The sequence below is a fragment of the Bacteroidia bacterium genome (genome assembly GCA_016218155.1).
In the GTDB taxonomy this organism is placed as follows: domain Bacteria; phylum Bacteroidota; class Bacteroidia; order Bacteroidales; family GWA2-32-17; genus GWA2-32-17.
In genome coordinates, this window is record JACREQ010000034.1 from 101,557 (window position 1) to 122,493 (window position 20,937).

A 20,937-nucleotide genomic window follows, 5' to 3' on the forward strand; every position below is an offset into this window, starting at 1 on the left:
AGTTCAAAATATATTTATATGAAAAAGTTAGCATCTTTATTATTTGCATTAGTTGTAAGTGTATGTTCATTATCTGCAACCAATATTCCGGGGGGTAACGTATCTGGTCTATGGACTCTTGCTGGTTCACCTTATATTATACTAGGTAGTATAATGGTGCCAAATGGCTCCACTCTAACAATAGAACCAGGAACAGAGGTGCGCTTCCAAGGTACGTGTAAGTTGCTTGTACTTGGTAGTTTACAAGCTATCGGTACAGTTACAGATACAATTATTTTTACCGCCACTAATATTACAGCAGGTTGGCGTGGAATTCGCTTTGATAACACCTCATCTACAAATGATTCTTCTAAAATAAGCTATTGTAAACTACAATATGCAAAAGCAGCTGCTTCAAGTTCAGGATATGATGCAGATGGCGGTGCTTTATTCTTTGATAATTTTTCAAAAGCGATTGTTTCAAATTGTCGCATTAATAATAACACCGCCAGTATGGGTGGTGGAATATTTTGCATTAATAACAGTAATCCTCTAATAATTAATAATATTATTGCAAATAATACAGGTTTATCAGGTGGTGGAGGTATTTATTATGGTTTTAGCAACCCAATTATTTCTAATAATGTTATTTCTAACAATTCTGGATATTTTGGAGGAGGAATCTATTTCTACGCTGATAATATAGGAGCAACTATAATCTCAAATATTATTTCAAACAACATTGCTCCAAATGGGACTAAAGGTGGTGGTATTTATTGTAGTGGAAATAATACTATTATCAATAATAACCTAATTTTAAATAATGAGGGCGGCGGCGGCGGTGGTATTTATATAACAAATTGTAATCCTACTATTATTAATAATACCATTTCTAACAATTCTGCATCAAATTTTGCTGATGGTGGAGGAGGGATTAATAGTGATGGTGGAAGTCTGCCTATAATCAGTAACAATGCAATCATTAATAACACTGCTTCATTTGGTGGTGGTATATTATTACTGGGAAGTAGCCCGAATATCACCAATAATACTATTGCAAATAATAGTGCTACAAATGGAGGAGCTTTTTATTGTACCATGTCTAGTCCAACAATTATGAATTCAATTATTTGGGGCAATACTGCAATTATAAGTGGGCAGCAAGTTTACCTAATCGACGAAGACAGTGATCCTGATTTTTATAATTGCAATTTACAAGGTGGAGAAGCAGCTTTTGAATTAAATAACAATTTTTACATAGGGACTTATCAAAATAATATAAATTCTGACCCGGTTTTTGTTTCACCTTCAGTTGGAAGCGGAATTGGTTATCATGGACAAACTGCCAATTGGTCTTTGCTTTGCAGTTCGCCATGTATTAACTCAGGAAATTCTAGTGGTACTTATCCTACAATAGATCTAGCAGGCAATCCACGGGTGATAAATGGAATAATAGATATTGGAGCATATGAATATAATCCAGCTACTATACCTATAGCTAATGCTGGCCCTGATGACACTGTTTGTGGAAATACTTATAGTCTTTTAGCAATTCCAAGTGTATGCACTGGCACATGGACAGTTGTGTCCAGTCCTGGAAGTGTTACTTTTGCTGATCCGAATTTACCTACTTCAAATATAGTAGTTGGAATTAGTGGCTTGTATACATTAGCTTGGACTGAGAATAATGGTGGCTTTTTTGATGCCGACACTGTTATGGTTCAATTTAATCAAACACCGACTTCAACTTTTGTAGCCTCTAATATACAATGTTATGGAGATAATTCAACAATTACATATACAGGTAATGCCAACATTATATCTGATTACCATTGGGATTTCAATGGTGCAACAATCTTATATGGTTATGGTGCTGGCCCATATTCTGTTACATGGGCTTACGCAGGAACTAATACAATTAGTCTTTCAGTTTCTCAAGATGGATGCCAATCAAATATAACAACAATAAATGTAGAAAACCCACCTCCTTTATATGTAAGCATGATATCTACTAATGAGTCAAGTAGTGGAGCTAATGATGGATCTATAAATATAAACGCTACAGGTGGTACATGGTCTTATTTGTATCAATGGAATAACTCAGCTACAACTGAAGACCTTACCGGACTTGGTGCGGGGACATATTCTGTAACTATTACTGATTCTAATGGATGTACGTATGCCGCTGCAACTGATATTGTTATTGGGATTAACGAGATCAGCAATATTAATAGCTTTAATATTTATCCTAATCCTGCGCAAACAGTTGTTAATATTAATTTTTCTACTCCGTTAACGGGTGAAATAAAAATAACAGATATTACTGGTAAGGTTACAAAAACTTTTACTATCAATGCTTCCCATATGATGGCACTTGATGTAAGTGATTTACCAACTGGCGAATATATTCTAACAGCAGTTGAAAAGCAAAGTAAATTACAATATAAGAAAATCTGTATTTTAAGATAAAACAACTCATATTTGGAAAGTTTTGTCTTTTCTAGCTCTTCTTGTGTCTAGAAGCAATTTTAATGTTCCCATAATAGAGTGTAATTATGGTATTTATCAGAGATTTTCATGTGCATGTTTTTTGCATGTTTAGTGCATTTAACAATGTACCTTATATGCATTTGCACCAAAACTTGCACCATAAAGCAAACTGCCAATAAACCGTATAAACGCAAAAAAACCCTCACAAACTTGAATGTTTATAAGGGTTTCTGTTGTGGGCCCAGTAGGGCACGATCCTACGACCCCCTGATTATGAGTCAGGTGCTCTAACCAGCTGAGCTATGGGCCCCAAAGTTTTTAGGGACTGCAATATTACAATAATGCTTTTAATTTAGCAATAGTTTTTTCAATCTTATGCTAATTTCATGAAGAAACATTCATTAGTGCGTCAATTTCAGATAATTGCGCAGGGCTTAATTCCTGAATATTTCCATTTATATTTAATAAAATGCTTAATCGGGCAGCAACTTCAGCAACTTCTATTCTGTCAATTGCAGTAATTAGTGAATCGCCTACAGTTAAAATGCCATGATTTTTTAAAATAATTACATTACTTGTCAACGATGATTCGGAAACTATCTTAGCAAGTTCCTCTGTGCCCATAAGAGCATATTTAGCATAAGCAGGTTCTCCAAGTAAAGCACGAGCTTCTCCTAAAAGTTTACAATTTATTTTTTTGTCGGAAGCTGCAAAAACAGAAGAAAATGGGGGATGTGCATGTACTATTGCTTTTACATCTTTTCTCCTTTGATAAATATACAAGTGCATTCTGGTCTCCATACTTAATTTTACTTTTGGAGTTAAGTTTTCACCCTTTAAATTTACTATTCCGAGTTCTTCGGCTTTAATTCTTCCTTTATCGGTCTGACTAGGTGTTATAGCAAATTTATCGTTATCTATCTTACAGCTTATGTTTCCTCCAAGGCTTGTTGTAAGTCCTTTGCGATACAAACGACGCATGAAATATGCAACTTCCTGTTTAATGTTATCTTCCATAAAATTATTTTTCTGAAAACATTTCTAATATTTTTTCTGTTTTTGCTGCTACTATGCCTTTCTCTGTTATTATACCTGTTACCAATCGTGCAGGGGTAATGTCAAATGCATAGTTTGCCGACGGGTAATGAGATGGCATGATATCAACAATTTCAACAATTCTGTTATTTGTTAAACCATCAACTTTTACAATCTCATCTTCATTTCTTTTTTCAATTGGTATATTATGTACACCTTGTTTTAATTCAAAATCGATTGTACTTGATGGTAATGCAACATAAAACGGAACGTTGTTATCTTTAGCTGCCAGAGCTTTCAAATAGGTGCCTACTTTATTGGCTACGTCGCCATTTGCAGCAACTCTGTCGGCGCCAACAATTACCATGTCTACCATGTTTTCCTGCATTAAATATCCCCCGGTATTATCTGCTATTACTGTAAATGGAATGTTTTCATTATGCATTTCCCATGCAGTAAGTTTAGCCCCCTGAAAACGTGGGCGGGTTTCATCAACCCAAACATGAATTTTAATGCCTTTTTCATGTGCAAGGTAAATAGGTGCTGTTGCTGTTCCGTAATCACCACAGGCTAACCAGCCCGCATTGCAATGTGTTAAGATGTTTACTTTTTCACCTTTTTTCTTTGAAGATATTTTCTCGATTATTTCAAGTCCGTATGTTCCTATTTTTCTAAAATTCTCAATTTCATTATTATAGAAAACATTAGATTCTTTTAGTGCAATATGTTGCCATTTTGAAGAATCATTTTCAGCAATTACCTTATTATATATAAGCGATGTTGCAAATTTTAAATTTACAGCTGTTGGTCGTGCAGAAACAATAATTTTATATGCTTCTGCAAGAAATTTATTAGGGTTTGAATGCTTAGCTGATTCAATACTTGCAAGCCAGATGGAATATGCTCCGGCAGCTCCAATAAGTGGGGCTCCGCGTAAACGCATGTCTTTAATAGCATTAACAAGCTCCAGATAAGATGTTATTTCGCAAATTTCGAATCCAAAAGGAATTTTAAGCTGATTAATAATTTTAACAGAGCTGTTTTTTTCATCTACCCACAAAGCCATATATGCTTTTCCGTTAACGTGCATAATATTTTCAAATTTATTTAATTAATGATAATTTTGTTTTTCAATTCAACACAGCATGAATTTATAAAAATACACAAATTCAAAATAATAATTTATGTTAAGTTCTTTCTGACCTTAAAAAAGAATTTATTTACAGAAAAAGATTTAGAAAATATGATTGATTTAGCGGGTGTAAAAAACATAATTTTTGATTATGGTGGAGTAATTATCAATATTGATTTTAAGCTTACTATAAATGCATTTAAAGAGTTGGGTTTTGTAGATGTAGAAGAATGTATATTTCAGTCAAAGGGGTCTGATTTGTTAGTTAAGATGGAGAAAGGACATGTTGCCATTAATGAGTTTATGAATGAAATAAGGCAAATCTCTAAACAGAATTTTACCGATGAACAGATAGAATCTGCATGGAATGCTTTATTACTTAATATGCCGGTAGAAAGGATAAGTCTTATAGAAAAACTTAAGTCAAGATACAGAGTCTTTTTATTAAGCAATACAAACATTATACATTATAATAAATACTTAGTTAGTTTACAAAAAGAGTTTGGTTATAATAATTTTAATAGTTTGTTTGAGAAAGCATGGTTTTCGCATGATTTAGGATTGGTTAAACCAGATAAAGAAATATATGATTTTGTTTTAAAAGATGCTTCACTGTTGCCGGATGAGACTGTTTTTATTGATGATTCTGAAATAAATATTATAGGAGCAAAAGCTACCGGACTAAGAACTTATTATTTAAGGGATGAGGATATTCTTGATGTATTTGCCGATTTATGGAAATAAAAAAAGGAGCAACTGCTCCTTTTTTTATTTGTATTCTTTAGGTTATTTCTTTTTAAACTGATCCATTGAGTTGTCGAAGTTGATAAAATAATCACCTTTCTTTAGGGTTGAAATATCAACTTTGCTACCAACACCTTTAAGGGCTAAATTACCATAGTAATCATATATTTCGTACATTGTTTCTCCTGAGAATGTAATTTCTGTTTCAAACTTTTTTGAAGTTATTGTAACAGGAGGACTCATTGATTTAAAACTGGCTTCAGGACTGTATCTTGGTTTTTTTGTATAATCTACCTGTTTAACTCTGAATTTATTATTTCCTGAATGTGGAGTTGCTTTTAATGAATATGAATTTGAATTTGGAGTTCCTTTTCCTTCAACTTCACCAATTCTTACCCATTTATTCCAACGGTATTGTTCGCCAATATATGTTAGTTTACCGGCTTCTCCTGTAGTTGACCAGGTTAAAGTTCCGTCTTTCCCAACTTCAATTACAGAAACGGTAAATGTGCTTTTGGGCTTAAGAACTTCAGGGTTAAGAACCTTTGGAATACAATTGTCTTTATGTTTAATATTAATAGTAACTTTATCTCCAAGATTAAACTGGTAAATTGATAAATCAATCTCAAATGCACTTGAGTTTATTTCGTCGGTAGAAGTTTTGCCATTAACGGTAACCTCAAACACACAAAAACCTACTCCGGAGGATGCAAATGGATTCATTACATAAAGATTTTTACCCTGAAATATGCCATCAATGACTATTTCACCAGCAAAAGACCATGACCCTAACAGGATAAAAAACAGGAATGTAATTATTTTCTTTTTCATTGGCGAGGTAATTTTTACCATTCAAACAACGAATGTACTTTTAATTTTTAAATTATCAAAACAAACAATAAAATTTATTCACAATCAGCAAATATAATAAACAAAATTAAACTGTTTAATTTATTTGCCAAAAATAAAAGTAATTTTGTACAAAAAGCGTAATTATTGAAATTAAATGAATATTTTAATTAAATATTTATTTCTTCTATTAATTCTATCAACATTTAGCTGTATTAACAGTTCAAATAAAAAACCGAATTCCAATAGTTTCGGGGGTACTCTTAGAATTAATGAGAGATCGGGAATTTTAACCCTTTTCCCGCATAGTGTTCAGGATATTGTGTCAAGTCACATTATTTCACAATTATATGATGGTTTAGTAAAGTTTAATGCTTACGATTTATCGGTAAAACCCGCAATAGCTTATACCTGGGAAATTGATTCAACAGAAACTATATATAGATTTTTTCTTAATACCAATGTTTATTTCAATGATAATGAGTGTTTCTCTGATGGTATTGGAAGAAAAGTAACTGCTGACGATTTTGTATATACATTTACATTACTTGCAACTCAAAATAGTAATAACCAGAATTTCTTCGGAACTATTGATAACATTGTAGGTGCTACCGACCATTATTATTCTGATTCTTTAAAGAACGGTTCAAAAGTGATTTCAGGGATTAAAGCAGAAAATGATTCTGTTTTGGTTATTTGTTTAGAAAAGCCGAACCCACTTTTTCTGTATTTTCTTGCATCGCCTATAACTGCTGTTATTCCTAAGGAAGCATTTGAAAAGTATGGATATAAAAGTTTTGTTGGTGCAGGTCCATTTTATATTAACAACTATCCAAAAGAAAGTGAACCGTTAATATTATTAAGAAATAATTTTTATTATCAAAAAGATAATTCGAATAACTATTTGCCTTATCTTGATACTGTTATCGTTAATTTTAATGGTTCTTCTGAAAGGGAAAAACAGTTACTTTCTGAAGATAAACTTGATTTATTGTATAATGTTGACAACTCAAATGTTACCGAATATCTCGAAAAAAATATTCAACAGTTTAAAGGAGATAAGCCAAAATTTGTACTACAGATGTCAAACTTAAGTAATAATGTTCAACTTCAACATATTATAAAGAGAAATCTTAAGGGATTTATTACTAATAGTCAAAACTATTACGATTTATCTAAGGTGTATTATGAGCCTGAGAAAAAGGATACATTGATTGCAAAAAAATAGTTTTATTTAATTTTAACACATTAAATATACTTTATTAAAATTCTTTTCTGTTTTTTTATGTTGCATATAAAAAGTTGATTTTAGAATTACCTTTGAAAAATTTATTATTGAATGTTCAGGTTATTAACTACAATATTTTTCTTTCTTATAATACAGGCAAGTTATGCGCAAACACCTGATGAACAAAATCAATTAGCACTACAATATTATAAAAATAAGGAATTTGAAAAAGCAGCAACAATTTTTGCTGAGCTGTATAGCAGCCAAAAATCAAAAATATTTTTTACTTACTATTTAAACTGTCTCATTGAGCTAAAAGATTACGAAACAGGTGAAAAAATATTAAGAAAAGAGATTCGTAAAAACAGCACAGACTTAAGCTTTAGAGTAGATCTTGGTTTTTTATATAAAACCCAAAACTTATTAAAAGAAGCAGATGAAGAATATGAGCAGGCATTAAAGCTTCTTCAGCCAGATAACAATCAGATTATAACACTTGCAAATGCATTTTTATATAAACGTGAATATAATTATGCCGAACAAACTTATCTTAAAGGACGAAAAATGCTTAAAGATGTATATGGGTTTAACTTCGAACTGGCTAATTTATATCAGATACAATCTTTATATGATAAAATGATTAATGAGTATCTTGATTTACTTGAAATTCACGAAAGCTATATTCAGACTGTACAAAACAGGCTTCAGTCATCTGTTTATGCCGATAAAGAAAATAATTTAACAGGGTTGTTAAAAATTCAGCTTTTAAAAAGAATACAAAAAAATCCTGATCGTAAAATATTTAGCGAATTGTTAATTTGGTTATATCTGCAAGAGAAAGATTACGAAAATGCATTTATACAATCATCGGCACTTGATAAAAGATTAAAAGAAGATGGTAGCAGATTGATTGAATTAGCAAATCAAGCTGTTGTTAATAAGGATTATGACGTTGCGTTAAAAGCTTACCAATATGTTATCGATAAAGGAAAATATAACAGTTGGTATGTTGATGCCAGAAGCGATTATATGAATACATTATATAATAAAATAATTGAGCAACCTGGAGTCAAAAAATCAGAGGTTGTTGATTTGGAGAAAGTATTAAAAGCAACATTAGATGAATTAGGTAGGTCAAAATCAACTTTCTCATTAATAAAAGCTATTGCGTTTATTCAAACATTTTATTTAAATATTGCCGATGAAGCTAGTAAGGACTTAGAAAAGACTCTTGCTTCAAACATTTTATCGCCAATGCAGATTGCTGAGTGCAAGTTGTTAATTGGTGATATACTTTTATTTAATAATGATATATGGGGTGCAACGGTTTATTATGCTCAGGTTGAGAAAGCAAACGAGAACGAGCCGATAGGTCACGAAGCAAAATACAGAAAAGCGCGTTTGGCATATTTTTCAGGTGATTTTTTATGGGCTCAGGCACAGCTAGATGTATTAAAAGCATCAACTTCTAAATTAATTGCAAATGATGCTTTTACTTTGTCATTATTAATTAATGAGAATGTTACAGAGGACACAACAGGGGAAGCTCTTCAAATGTATTCACGTGCCGGCTTATATGAGTTCAGGCATAACGATAGTGTCGCAGTTATAACATTAGACAGTATTATTTTTAAATACAAGTCTAATGAAATTTTAGATGATGCTTACTTTAAGCTGGGGGAGCTATATTTAAAGAAAGCAGAGTTTAGCAAAGCAGTATTATACTTTGATACTGTTTCTACAAAATTTAACTATGGAACATTATCAGATGATGCTCTTTTTAAAGTGGCAAATATTTATGAAAAGTATTTGCTAGATAACAAAAAGGCAATGGATTATTATCAAAAGATAATGACTGATCATCCGGGAAGTACATTAGTTAACGAATCCAGAAAACGTTACAGATTCTTAAGAGGAGATAAATTACAGGAAGAAGAAACTCCTGTTAACTCTAACGGGATGCCAAATTAATATTATGCAAAACCAGAGAAAAGCATATTTATTTGCCATTTCTGCTGTATTGCTCTGGTCGACTGTTGCAACTGCTTTTAAAACCGCCTTAAAGGGAATGCCCTTTTCAAATCTGCTTTTCGTAAGCACATGTGTAAGTGTTATTTTGCTAGGTGTTGTGCTTGTTTTTAAAGGGCAATTTCTTAAAACTTTTAATGTCAGCCTTAATTCATGGTTGTATTCAGCTGTTTTAGGATTTTTAAATCCGTTTTTATACTACATGGTGTTATTAAAAGCATATAGCGTACTTCCGGCGCAGATTGCTCAACCATTAAATTATACATGGCCGGTTGTTCTGGTTATCTTATCGGCACCTTTTTTAAAACAAAAAATCACTTTAAAGGCATTAATTGCATTATTAATTTGTTTGTGTGGCGTTGTTGTAATTTCCTTTCAGGGAAAATGGAATTTAAATATCTCTAATTCATTTGGTGTTTTACTGGCTGCCGGAAGTTCAATAATATGGTCGAGTTTCTGGTTGCTTAATATGAAAGATAAACGTGAAGAAACAAATAAGCTTTTTTTGAATTTTCTGTTTGGCTTTATTTATATTTTTCTTTACCAGTTGTTTTTTGAGCCTGTTAAAATTCAGAGTATAACATCTTTTAGTGCAGCTGTATATGTTGGTATTTTTGAAATGGGAATTACTTTTATTCTGTGGTTAAATGCTTTACAGTATTCAAAATCACCAGAAAAAATCAGTTCATTGGTTTTTCTTTCTCCTTTTCTTTCAATATTTTTTATTGCATTTTTTCTTCACGAGAGCATTCATTTTTCAACTATTGCCGGATTATTGCTAATTGTTTTAGGAATATTTTTATCGAAAGCAAAACTTAAAAAGCAACAGAAATAACGTTTGTTTAATTACTCTATAGTATCTTTATTGCGTAATGAGCATAGATAAAATAATACTAGGTATTGATCCCGGAACAACAATAATGGGTTATGGAATAATTGAGGTTAAGCAAAAAAAGCCGGTAATAATAGCTATTGGAGTTATAGAATTGCATAAACTAGATGATCATTTTGTAAAACTTAAGCATATTTTTGAAAGAGTATCGGGTTTAATAAATGAATACAAACCTGATGAACTTGCTATCGAGGCTCCATTTTTTGGAAAGAATGTTCAGTCGATGTTAAAACTCGGACGTGCCCAAGGAACAGCAATTGCAGCAGCAATTTCTCATTCTATACCGGTATTTGAGTATGCTCCCAGAAAAATTAAGCAGTCTATAACTGGCAATGGAAATGCATCAAAAGAGCAGGTTGCTGCCATGCTGCAAAAAATATTGTTAATAAAAGATATGCCAAAGCATTTAGATGCAACAGATGGTCTGGCTGCAGCTCTTTGTCACTTTTTTCAGGCTCCTGTAAGTGAAAATAACAATACAGCCAAAAGCTGGAAAGAGTTTTTGAGTAAAAACCCTAACAGATTAAAGAAATAAAAATTTAAATAAGCGAGGAATCTTAGTACTTGTTTAAAAATTTGATCTGATTTTTTCAGCAATCTCAGTCATTTCCTCTTTAGCAAAACTTAGTTTTGGTCTTGAAAAGTCTATGTCGGAAACATTATTGATTGGAATAAGGTGAATGTGTGCATGGGGAACTTCTAGTCCAATTACAGCAATACCAATTCTTTTGCAAGGTATTGTCTTTTCAATAGCTTTAGCAACCTTCTTTGCAAATAAAGTTAGTTCTGACAAAGTATTGTCTTCAATATTAAAAATGTAGTCAATTTCTTTTTTGGGAATAACTAAAGTATGACCTTTTGCTAATGGCGATACATCAAGAAAAGCTAGAAATTCTTCAGTTTCTGCAATTTTAAAACAAGGAATTTCGCCTGCTACTATTTTAGAAAAAATGCTGGACATTTTACCTTGTAATTTCTATTACTTCAAAAGATAATTTTCCGCTTGGAACCTGTACTTCAACTGAATCGCCAACTTTTTTACCTAATAACCCTTTAGCAATAGGTGTGTTAATAGAAATTTTTCCTTCTTTTAAGTTAGCTTCACTTTCAGAAACTAAAGTGTATTGCTGAATAGCGTTTGTTATCGTATTTTTAATCTTTACCTTAGAAAGAATCTGAACTTTAGATTTATCTATTTTTGAATCATCAAGAACTCGACTGGTTGAAATTAATTCTTCAAGTTTCTGAATTTTCATTTCAAGCATACCTTGTGCTTCTTTTGCTGCATCATATTCAGCATTTTCTGACAAATCACCTTTGTCACGTGCTTCAGCAATTGCATTTGAAATAGCTGGACGTTCAACAGTTTTTAACTGTTCAAGTTCAGTTTTTAGCTTTTGAAAACCCTCTGGGGTTAGGTACGAAATGTTACTCATACATCATCTGATTTTAAAACAAAAAGAATCCCGAATAGTTCGGGACTCTTTGAATGCAAAGATAATAAAAATATTATTACAATGTAACTTTTGCGCCTATAGAATGAACACCATTAAATGGATTAGTGTCACGGTATGAATAATCTATAGAGAAAGTTGAGCCTTTTTCTTTATTTAAAGGAATTTGAACAGAAACACCAACTGTTGGACCGGTAAATGCAGTTGTACGTGTATCATATTTATTAATACCTTTTTCGTAAACATATCCACCTCTAATCATTACAATTTCTTTAAAAGAATATTCTAATCCTCCGTGAAACTGATCTTTTGTAAATGAATTTGAAGTAAAGTTACCTGAAATGCTTACTCGGTGATCACTTCTGATTTTGTCAGCAACTGTATCTACTTTCTGAGCTAAATAGAAATCGTACATTGCACCAATCATAATTAATGCAGGTAACTCAAAATCAGCAGAACGTTGTTCTACTGTCATTACGATATCTTTTGGTGGAACTGCACCTCTGAATGAAAGTCCGTCGCCTTTAAAACGCATTGTTGGGCCAACGTTTTTAATAGAGATACCAAAATGTAAGTTGTCGCGGTTTTTCTTACCTAACTTATTTTTACCAATTCCGGTTAAATATTGGATACCGGCATCAAAACATACTCCTGATGCAGATAAATCGGCAGTTTTTTCATTAATAATTTTTACAACTAAACCGCCATAAATACTATTAGAAAATTCTTTAGCGTATGCTAATGAAATGTTAGTGTAGTTGGGACGATAAGTTCCAATACCACCTTCTGGCAATTCAACTGTAGTTATTTCGATATCGCCAAAACTCATATTCATTAAGGATAAGCTTAAAACACCGCTTTCTCCAACTTTTTGTGATAACCCAAAAGAGTTAATATTTATCCCTGTTCCTGCCAACCAGTTAGTACGGCAAAAAATCAGCTCTGTTCTTTTGGTGAATGCAGTTCCTGCAACATTAATTTGTAATGCTTCAAGTCCTCTGATTCCGCCTGAGTTTGCACCGCCCCAACCTGAGCTTCTAGCCCATGGGTTAATTAGTAACTCGCTTGCTCCGGCCTGACCTGCACGTTGCTCATTTCCCGCGAAACAGAATGTAGTTGCAGTTAAGAGTGCAGCTACTGCCAGAATTGAAATTGATCTTTTTTTCATGATTCTCCAATATTTTGTTCTAAATCATTTTTACTATTAAAAATTGTTTAAGTCAATTGGGCGTAATGCACCAAACCATTTAACAATTTTTTCGCCTAATCCGGGAGCATCTATATGCATAATATAAACACCGCTTGCAATTGTAATACCATATTCATTTTTTAAATCCCAATCCTGATATGATAATGGACTGTCTTTCTTAAATCTTCTGATTAAAGTACCACTTACATTGTAAATACTAATTGTACAAACTTGTGGAAGATTTGTTAACTTAACTTTATAGTCAAGCTGGGAAGTTTCATATGAACTGTAACCGTAGTATGGGTTAGGAACAACTCTTATTAGTTCTAAAGAGTTCTTTGCAGTTTCTTCATCGTTAACTGAAGGAACTAAATCTTTAAGACTAAATTGATAATAAGGCAAATCCTTGTTCTCAACTAAAGCAGGATCTCTTTTAAAATTACCTGTTGCTTTAATGTATGGATTAGCAATATTTATATTAAATTCTACGTCGCATTTAATAAAATAATAAGGATCAGTTGGATTTGTCTGCATTTGTGAATTACCTGAAAGTACAGGAATTGATACCCACATTGCATTCCACCAAAGATTACGTTTTGTATTACCGGCGTTACCTGTAATTGTTATAAATTTCTTATATAAATTCAACCCGCCATCGTAACGAGGCATAGTATCTGAACCAGCTTCGTTATGACCGAAAACATATATAAAATGTTTTCCGCCAAGATAGAAGTCGCCTGCTAAACCACCGGTTTGCATATATAATTCAGATGCATAGTTATTGGTAGGATTCCACATCATATCTCTTCCGTTTTCACCAGGATATCTTGAATCTTCACCAAAAACCATATTTAATCTTTCTCCGTTTTGTACATCAATAGCATAACCAGGGAACCAACCCATACCTCTGCCACCAATATAGTTTGAGTAATTTGGATTTGTTAAACTATCACTTGTAGTTGTAATATTTGTGGAGCTTCCGTTTTTATCAACCGAAGCATGTTTACGCATATTATACTTGTACTGATTACCTTCATTTAATCCGGCATTGTAAACATTTGTAGCTAAATCATAATCACAGGTTTCTATTACTGGACAACGGGTCCATTTTGATTTATCTTTAGTGATTACAATTTTAACGCTTGACAATCTTCTTGTTACTGTACTCATTGTAGTATGTAAAGTAGAGAAAGCTACTCCAGTGTACTGAGGATCATAGGTTGTTGATCCAATTTTATCTTCCATACCGAAAATGTAAGGTGCCCAGGTACCATCAATTACTTTTTCATAAAACTGTTGGTCATCACCGGCACTTGAACTATTTACGTCATTACAAGGAGGCTGGTCGGTAACAACTGATGTTCCTGATCTTATCCAGTTAGGGAATCCGCAACCATCAACATCCTGAACAAAATCTATCCATTTTTTTAACGGGTCTGCCCAAACTACACTTGAAGAAATATAACCGTTCTGGTATGATGCAGGATCTTTTTTAGCTGGCCATGGAACCTGATTTATTGTTATTGAAATACCCCATTTTGGTATTATTTGTTCATTAAGGTATTCAATTTTTGAATCAGAGAATACTGTATCAGTTGCAGATGCTGGGATAGGATATACTTTCCATTTAGCTTTAGTAATATAATAACCAGATGTACCAATTGCAACAGTACTTGAATCTGGAATAAACTTTAAACCAAAACTTTTATCAGGAACATTTAATGGATCAATTACTTTTACCTTAATTGGACCATATCCGTTTTCGTATTCAACGCTATCAGCTCTCCATGGAGAACCTGCCATAATTTTATCAATAGTTTTTTGTGTAAGTTTTATCTCATTATTACCATTACCTAAACCTTCAATCTGAATAATTTTAGGACCATCTCCGAAATCGGAATTTAAAATAGTACCATTATTTGCAGGTGAAGTAATGTGAGGTATTACTGTATAAGTTTTAATACCAGAACGACTTGGTAAATATGGTTTCTTTTGACCTTCTAATGCATTAGGATCAGTTGGATTATAAGTTTGATAATTGTTATATCCATATGCAATAGCAACATAATAATATGTTTTATGATTAACCAATCTCTTATCACCAATTGCAAAAGCATCATTTGTTAATGTAAATGAATGTTGTATCCCAACATTTGCACCTTCAACTTTTAATTTAGGAACTGATGCACCAATCTGGCTATCGTATTCGTAATTTATAATTCTTGAGATAGTATCCTTTTTATCGCATTGGAATACTAATCTTGCTTTATCAGGATTTTCGATATCTGTTACAGAAGAACTTTCATCTTTTAACTGATATACCTGATAACCCTGGAAGGTATAATAAGGATCGCAGCCGGGTAAATTAGTAGGACAAACTACAAAAGGATCTTTTTCAATATAATCTTCAGGAACATTAACGTAGTTATTTGTTCCTTTTACATTTTTAATATGGAAAATAAACTCTCTGTCAAGTTCAATAATCTCGAGAATTGGTGCAACTGGACCATCAATTAATTTAAAACAATTATCAAATAATCTTTGAGCTTTATCATCAGCGCGTTTAACTTCAATAATTGAAGCTTTTCTTCCGCCGGAAGTTGCTCTTGCCCAAACCATACCTGTTGTAATATCATTTGCAGCACCTGGTTGTAATGTAAATGGACCAGCTGAATGTACAAATCGGTAATCTTTAACTGAATTGCCTTCAATAGTCCATGGGGTTTGAGGATTTCCGCCTGTTCCCCAACCACTAGGGTCAGTATTTTCAGGATAAGCAAAGTCAGCAGGTGTACCTGCACCTGTAGAATATCCGGTACCACCATAAGTCATTCTAACTCCATCTTTCCAGTAACCTGTTAAGAATCTGTAATATTCAACTGCTGTTGAAGGGTCACTTAAAGTACTACCATCATTCTGAAAATACATGAAACGGCGCATTCCCCAACGTTCGTTACCAGGAACTCCATCACCGAAATTTATACCATTGATACAACCATTGTTAATATATGGACTGTTTAAATTTAATGTATTTGTAACGGTATCCCATGCTGAAGGACGGTCAACTTCTATGCCGTTAAATTCATAAGGATCCATATATGGACCTTCGAAAAAGTCGACACCGATTGCAGGTGGCTGTGTACCATAGTTAGCACCGTTTCCGTCACCATCCATTTCGTCACCATTATATAAAATACCTAATCCTCTTTTAACATCACAAGCAATATAATCATCAGCAGCATCACCTAAGTCAGCATCTGTCCAAACTCCAAAATAACAATCCTGTAAAATATAACTTGATCGGTTAATCAGAGTATAGTTTCCAAAAGTCATATTGTTTAATTCATCATTTGTTGCGAAAGCAAAAGCCTGAGCTCTGATTTCCATACCAATTGACGAACCATCAGTTTCTGTGTGAATATTACCACGGTCATTATATACCCACCATAAAGTTTTATCTCCATATAAGATATGTTCTCTTAAAGCTTGTGTTGCTGTACATTCAACTGATTTGTCAAGGTCAAACCATGGATAATCTCCATCCTCAATATTATAAAGACCATCATCATTTTTATCAAAGAAAGGAGCTAGATTATATTCATAATCAGGATCGGTATTTACTGCAGGCCAGTTTTGAATTACATCAGGTACAGAATAATTTGCAAACTGTGATTGTAATAAAGCCTGATCGTTTGCTTGTTTTGCATTCCAATAGCTTCTATATTCTGAAACTTCATCACGACTAACAATAAAATGTTTATCGTATTTTATACAAGATTCTGATGTAGTTGTTCCCTGTGCAGCACCAGTAGATTTAAGCGGACCGGTAAAATAATCCTGACCATCACGATATCTAGCACCGGCAACTCTAAGCTGTCCGTTAACGTCAGTACCACCAATCCAGATAGCACCAGCATATAAAGCCATTTTACCAGAGCCTTTAGGTATTTCATAACTTGCTAAGCGGGTTTGAAAATCCCACCACATATCACCACCTGTGTATATTCTGGCTCTAACATTATTTAGGCTTAGCTCACTAACTGCTGATGGTGTAATACAACCGGCAGTTACAGATTTATCTTGATTTACAGAAACTCTTTTGCTATCGCCTATCCACTTTTTTGCAAACAATGGTTGAGCTACAACAGCAAAAAGTACTGCTATCGCAAAAATCTTCTTTATTTCCCTTGTTTTCATATCTTTTAATTTTCTTTTTTTAGAAACTTAGTTGAATACCCAAATGAATTGTTCTAGCAAATGAGTAATTATAAGGACTATTAATATACATTGTACGATAATCTCTATATGCTTGAGGATCATTTTGAGCATTAATTGAAGATTGATTTAAAGCATTGTTTAAATAACCATCATCGTCAGCATTACCTGTTGTTTCATAAACATTAATAATTTCTTTTGTATTAAGTAAATTATTTATTTCTACATAAACATTTAGACCTGCTGTTTTTTTATTATCGCCTTCACCTTTACCATAATTTAATTCAAAGTCCCTGTCAATTCTCATATTGATTGTAAAACGGGAAGGTTTACGTGAACCATTAATAGATCCAATTAAATTGCCATTATTAAGATCTTTTTTATTGTATGGGGAACCTGTACCATAGTTAAATGTAAAGTTTGCTCCTGTATTTTGTAAGATGTCTTTTCCAGCAACTTTTGGTCCGGTATATGCTCTTCCACTTGCATAACGATAATCTAAGTTACCGGTAATAGCATGACGTTGGTCAAAATCAAGAGGAATGGTAGCTCTTAAATTTGGCTGACCGGTTTGAATAAGTGCTTTACTAGTTTCAGCATTAGAACCGGTTCCGTTTGCAAATTGTAAGGTATAACTTAATCTGAATGTAATATTTCCGGTTCTTCTTAAGTCATAAGCTAATGTTAATCCTTTTACTGTTCCAAAGTCAATATTTGTATAAGTCATATATTTAAATGGATATGCACCATAAATATATTGTACCTGAACCATATCTCTCATTTCGCGATAGAAAGTAGAGAATTTAATAGATGAGGTATTATTTAATTTTTGTTGGAAACCAAGTTCGTAGTCAATAGTTTTTTCTGTTTTTAAATCAGGGTTATTGATAGCATCTGTTTGTTTCTGAATATAATAATATTGAAGTGGGTTCATGCGAACATTACTACTTGGTCTTTTTGTTAGCACATCATAATGTGCGAAAAACAATGCTACGTCAGATACAGGAAAAGAGAATGCAATACGTGGCATAACATTAATTTGAGGCTCATAATCTTTAAAAGCATTTACGCTTAATTCTTCACCCGGGTTAACTAAAACTGGATGCATTGAGCTATTATCTTCAATTGCTTTTGGGTCATTAATTTGTGTTCCGTTAGCATCATACCATTTTGCATCTGTAGGACTAAATCCTTCGCGGTAACCTTTTATTTGAGTACCTGGTGCATTGGTATAAACAACTGCATCTGATGAAAGGTTATTTGGATGTGCACCACTTGGATTTAACGATCCGGAAACTTCACCTAATTTTTTAGTTTCATAAAATGAATAAGGATCTTTTAATACCATTTGATTGGCATCAAAACGGTCAACTCTTAAACCAACGTTAAAAACTAAATCATTAAAAGCAAATTTATCCTGAATGTAAGCAGCTCCATAAATTGGTTGAAATGATGGAATTTCACGTTTAAATCTGCCGTTTTCATCTTTTGCAGTTAAAAAATCGTTAAAGCTTGGTTTGGTTGTTAATCTGTTTCCATGATGATCGTAACCATAATATGAAACCTGTTGGTTATCTAACAACTCAGGTGCTGAAAAGAAATCAATAGAGAAAATAGATGGATCGTATGAATCGAAGTCTATCCAGTTAGTTCCGTCAACAGGCATTCCTAGAGCTTCTCTTAATTTCTGGTCAAACTGTGTTTGAGCTTCGGCATTATACATTCTGTCATACCATATAGTATCCTGAAATTGCAGATTTGCATCATATACTAAATGCCTGTTATTTGTATCAAGTTCCTGAATATGGAAGTTAGTATATTTGCGTCCATAATCCCATAATCCCATTGGGTTTACACCAAAATATCTGTCATCACGTTGTTCAAACTCAAATCCTAATGAAATTTCATGATCCTTAATATCGGCAGATCCCGAAGCAGATAATCTGAATTGTGAATTATCAATTTTATAAAATGTATTATAAGGCGTACCTGGACTATTATAAAAACTATAAACAGGGTTTGGAGATTCTCCGTTTAGTAAACCACCACCGGCCTGAACTCTTTCTTTATTCTGATACCAAAAACTATTTGCAGGATAAAGACTATAATAAGAACTTGTATAACTTGCTAAATCAGGATTTACATCAGAAGCTTCAAATGCATAGTTTAAATCTCTGAATCCGTCATGCTCATATACTCCAGATGCAAAGCCAGGTAAGTCATAAGTATAACGATAAGATCTTTCCTGAGTAGTGGTAAATTTTCCAACATAACCGTATTTAAATAAATCTTCTTTGTTTTCTCTATCCTGAACAGTCTGATTAAATTTTTGATAATCCACTTGTATCTGATAATAAGCATTTTTAATTAATGCAGTTGCATTATCTTTATCATTTTCGCTCTGAAATTTCTGAGTTAAACGGGCATATCCGCGTACTGTTCTGTTAATAGCCTCGCCATTATTTTTTGAATTAAATAATGTGTTAGAATAATTAAAATCTCTGAATTTATTATAATCGAATGTACCACCAAAAGTAAGGTTAATATTACGTGATGGTTTAACATCAATTTTAGCAGTAACCATCATTTCAGTTGCTTCAGCATCATCTCTGGCTTTAACATTTTGAAAATTATCTGCTGAAAGAAATTCGCTATTTAGTATAGTCCCAATTCCAGCAGCATTTGTACGATAGGGGTTTGAAAGCAATTCATCGGTTACGCCGTCATTTGCTTTCCACCAGCCGATAGCTGAAGGCTGGTTATCTTTTTCGTAGTTAAAACTCGCAGAAATAAAGAAACCTGCAATAACATTTTTCTTAACTTTAGTAGAATCGTACTTATCAACTGTTTTCTTTGAAAAAAGCGGACCTGTTACCATTAACTCAGCTAAGTTATAATCATAAGCATCTAAAAAGTGAGAAGTTACTAATTCAACTCCACCAAATATTTCGCGAGATGGTTCTTTAGTTGTAACGCTGATAATACCACCAGTAACGTCACCATATTTTGCAGGCACACCACCGGTGATAACCTCAACCTGTGATGTTGCTGATTTAGGCATACTTCTACTTGCACCTCCAGAAACTTTTACACCGTCAATATAATATACGGTAGCTTCTGAACGGGAACCACGAATACTTCCTACTTCGCCACGCTCGGAGTAAACACCACCAACTGTTGTAGCAACAGCTTCGGCACTTCTTCCAGGCATTTTTGAAATTTCTTCAGAAGTTACCGCACCTCCGGTTGAGGTTTGGTCCTTGCTTATAAGTGGCACCTTATATTCTTTTACTTCAACCTCGTTCAATTGCTGAACAGATGATGTAATCTTAAAGTCCTGGAAAGTAATTTTTCCGGCCATAATTTTTAAACCTTTATACTGCAATGGATGATAACCCACATAAGATGCCTTAACATCATATGTTCCAGCCGGTATAGGCTTAATTACAAACTTGCCGTCAAAGTCGGTCATACCTCCGGTAATTATTTGTCCGTTTGACTCAACACTTACGTTAGCAAATGCAATAGCCTCGCCATTGCCTGCATCAAGAACTCTTCCTTGTAATGTTCCAGATTGTGCAAAAACATTTGAAGAAATGATAGCAGCAGCTAAAACGAATAAAATCTTTCGCAACATAATCATTTGATTATAATTTCGTTAATAACATAAAATTTTTATACTTAACACTTTTTAACAGAATC

14 protein-coding genes and 1 tRNA gene are annotated in these 20,937 nt (G+C 33.1%); 6 read left to right on the forward strand and 9 right to left on the reverse strand.

The window, feature by feature from the left end; translation table 11 throughout:
- The first annotated feature begins 18 nt into the window (after positions 1-18).
- Positions 19-2,448: a right-handed parallel beta-helix repeat-containing protein gene (locus HY951_06175; protein ID MBI5539627.1), complete on the forward strand. Its 2,430-nt coding sequence runs from the start codon at positions 19-21 to the stop codon at positions 2,446-2,448.
- Positions 2,449-2,705: 257 nt separating this feature from the next.
- Here the strand turns inward: HY951_06175 and HY951_06180 are convergent.
- The 3 genes from HY951_06180 to mtnA all read right to left on the reverse strand — a co-directional run bounded on the left by HY951_06180 (position 2,706) and on the right by mtnA (position 4,594).
- A tRNA-Ile gene (locus HY951_06180) sits at positions 2,706-2,779 on the reverse strand.
- A gap of 74 nt (positions 2,780-2,853) precedes the next feature.
- Positions 2,854-3,486: a class II aldolase/adducin family protein gene (locus HY951_06185; GenBank protein ID MBI5539628.1), complete on the reverse strand. Its 633-nt coding sequence runs from the start codon at positions 3,484-3,486 to the stop codon at positions 2,854-2,856.
- A 4-nt stretch (positions 3,487-3,490) separates the two neighbouring features.
- Positions 3,491-4,594: an S-methyl-5-thioribose-1-phosphate isomerase gene (gene mtnA / locus HY951_06190; protein ID MBI5539629.1), complete on the reverse strand. Its 1,104-nt coding sequence runs from the start codon at positions 4,592-4,594 to the stop codon at positions 3,491-3,493.
- A gap of 153 nt (positions 4,595-4,747) precedes the next feature.
- On the opposite strand from mtnA, the gene HY951_06195 reads away from it, so the two are divergent.
- Complete coding sequence (locus HY951_06195; protein ID MBI5539630.1) at positions 4,748-5,380, forward strand: HAD family phosphatase; 633 nt, start codon at positions 4,748-4,750, stop codon at positions 5,378-5,380.
- A gap of 42 nt (positions 5,381-5,422) precedes the next feature.
- Here the strand turns inward: HY951_06195 and HY951_06200 are convergent, their stop codons facing one another.
- Positions 5,423-6,211, reverse strand: a complete 789-nt coding sequence (locus tag HY951_06200) for a hypothetical protein (protein ID MBI5539631.1) — start codon at positions 6,209-6,211, stop codon at positions 5,423-5,425.
- A 175-nt stretch (positions 6,212-6,386) separates the two neighbouring features.
- Between HY951_06200 and HY951_06205 the strand changes: the two genes are divergently transcribed.
- From HY951_06205 to ruvC, 4 genes are all read left to right on the forward strand, one after another.
- Entirely contained in the window at positions 6,387-7,457 is a 1,071-nt protein-coding gene (locus tag HY951_06205) for a hypothetical protein (protein MBI5539632.1), read from the forward strand.
- Positions 7,458-7,568: 111 nt separating this feature from the next.
- Positions 7,569-9,428 carry a tetratricopeptide repeat protein gene (locus HY951_06210; protein ID MBI5539633.1) on the forward strand — a complete coding sequence of 620 codons (1,860 nt, stop codon included), beginning with the start codon at positions 7,569-7,571 and terminating at the stop codon, positions 9,426-9,428.
- A 4-nt stretch (positions 9,429-9,432) separates the two neighbouring features.
- Positions 9,433-10,320: a DMT family transporter gene (locus HY951_06215; protein MBI5539634.1), complete on the forward strand. Its 888-nt coding sequence runs from the start codon at positions 9,433-9,435 to the stop codon at positions 10,318-10,320.
- 37 nt (positions 10,321-10,357) lie between these two features.
- Complete coding sequence (gene ruvC, locus HY951_06220) at positions 10,358-10,912, forward strand: crossover junction endodeoxyribonuclease RuvC (GenBank protein MBI5539635.1); 555 nt, start codon at positions 10,358-10,360, stop codon at positions 10,910-10,912.
- A gap of 33 nt (positions 10,913-10,945) precedes the next feature.
- On the opposite strand, the gene HY951_06225 is transcribed toward ruvC, so the two are convergent.
- The 5 genes from HY951_06225 to HY951_06245 all read right to left on the reverse strand — a co-directional run bounded on the left by HY951_06225 (position 10,946) and on the right by HY951_06245 (position 20,872).
- Complete coding sequence (locus HY951_06225) at positions 10,946-11,338, reverse strand: HIT family protein (protein MBI5539636.1); 393 nt, start codon at positions 11,336-11,338, stop codon at positions 10,946-10,948.
- 1 nt (position 11,339) lies between these two features.
- Positions 11,340-11,813: a transcription elongation factor GreA gene (gene greA, locus HY951_06230; GenBank protein ID MBI5539637.1), complete on the reverse strand. Its 474-nt coding sequence runs from the start codon at positions 11,811-11,813 to the stop codon at positions 11,340-11,342.
- Between the two features lie 76 nt (positions 11,814-11,889).
- Complete coding sequence (locus tag HY951_06235) at positions 11,890-12,999, reverse strand: PorV/PorQ family protein (protein ID MBI5539638.1); 1,110 nt, start codon at positions 12,997-12,999, stop codon at positions 11,890-11,892.
- Positions 13,000-13,035: 36 nt separating this feature from the next.
- On the reverse strand, positions 13,036-17,217 hold the full coding sequence (locus HY951_06240; GenBank protein ID MBI5539639.1) for a T9SS C-terminal target domain-containing protein: 4,182 nt from the start codon (positions 17,215-17,217) through the stop codon (positions 13,036-13,038).
- Positions 17,218-17,236: 19 nt separating this feature from the next.
- The gene (locus HY951_06245) at positions 17,237-20,872 is read right to left on the reverse strand and encodes a carboxypeptidase-like regulatory domain-containing protein (GenBank protein MBI5539640.1); all 3,636 of its coding nucleotides are present in this window, start codon (positions 20,870-20,872) and stop codon (positions 17,237-17,239) included.
- Positions 20,873-20,937 lie beyond the last annotated feature (65 nt).

Bases quoted from the DNA above. Each gene is read 5' to 3' on its own strand.
- ruvC (MBI5539635.1), top strand. From the start codon at position 10,358: ATGAGCATAGATAAAATAATACTAGGTATTGATCCCGGAACAACAATA.
- HY951_06200 (MBI5539631.1), bottom strand. From the start codon at position 6,211: ATGAAAAAGAAAATAATTACATTCCTGTTTTTTATCCTGTTAGGGTCA.
- HY951_06195 (MBI5539630.1), top strand. From the start codon at position 4,748: ATGATTGATTTAGCGGGTGTAAAAAACATAATTTTTGATTATGGTGGA.
- mtnA (MBI5539629.1), bottom strand. From the start codon at position 4,594: ATGCACGTTAACGGAAAAGCATATATGGCTTTGTGGGTAGATGAAAAA.
- HY951_06175 (MBI5539627.1), top strand. From the start codon at position 19: ATGAAAAAGTTAGCATCTTTATTATTTGCATTAGTTGTAAGTGTATGT.
- HY951_06235 (MBI5539638.1), bottom strand. From the start codon at position 12,999: ATGAAAAAAAGATCAATTTCAATTCTGGCAGTAGCTGCACTCTTAACT.
- HY951_06210 (MBI5539633.1), top strand. From the start codon at position 7,569: ATGTTCAGGTTATTAACTACAATATTTTTCTTTCTTATAATACAGGCA.
- HY951_06205 (MBI5539632.1), top strand. From the start codon at position 6,387: ATGAATATTTTAATTAAATATTTATTTCTTCTATTAATTCTATCAACA.
- HY951_06225 (MBI5539636.1), bottom strand. From the start codon at position 11,338: ATGTCCAGCATTTTTTCTAAAATAGTAGCAGGCGAAATTCCTTGTTTT.
- HY951_06215 (MBI5539634.1), top strand. From the start codon at position 9,433: ATGCAAAACCAGAGAAAAGCATATTTATTTGCCATTTCTGCTGTATTG.
- HY951_06185 (MBI5539628.1), bottom strand. From the start codon at position 3,486: ATGGAAGATAACATTAAACAGGAAGTTGCATATTTCATGCGTCGTTTG.
- HY951_06240 (MBI5539639.1), bottom strand. From the start codon at position 17,217: ATGAAAACAAGGGAAATAAAGAAGATTTTTGCGATAGCAGTACTTTTT.
- HY951_06245 (MBI5539640.1), bottom strand. From the start codon at position 20,872: ATGTTGCGAAAGATTTTATTCGTTTTAGCTGCTGCTATCATTTCTTCA.
- greA (MBI5539637.1), bottom strand. From the start codon at position 11,813: ATGAGTAACATTTCGTACCTAACCCCAGAGGGTTTTCAAAAGCTAAAA.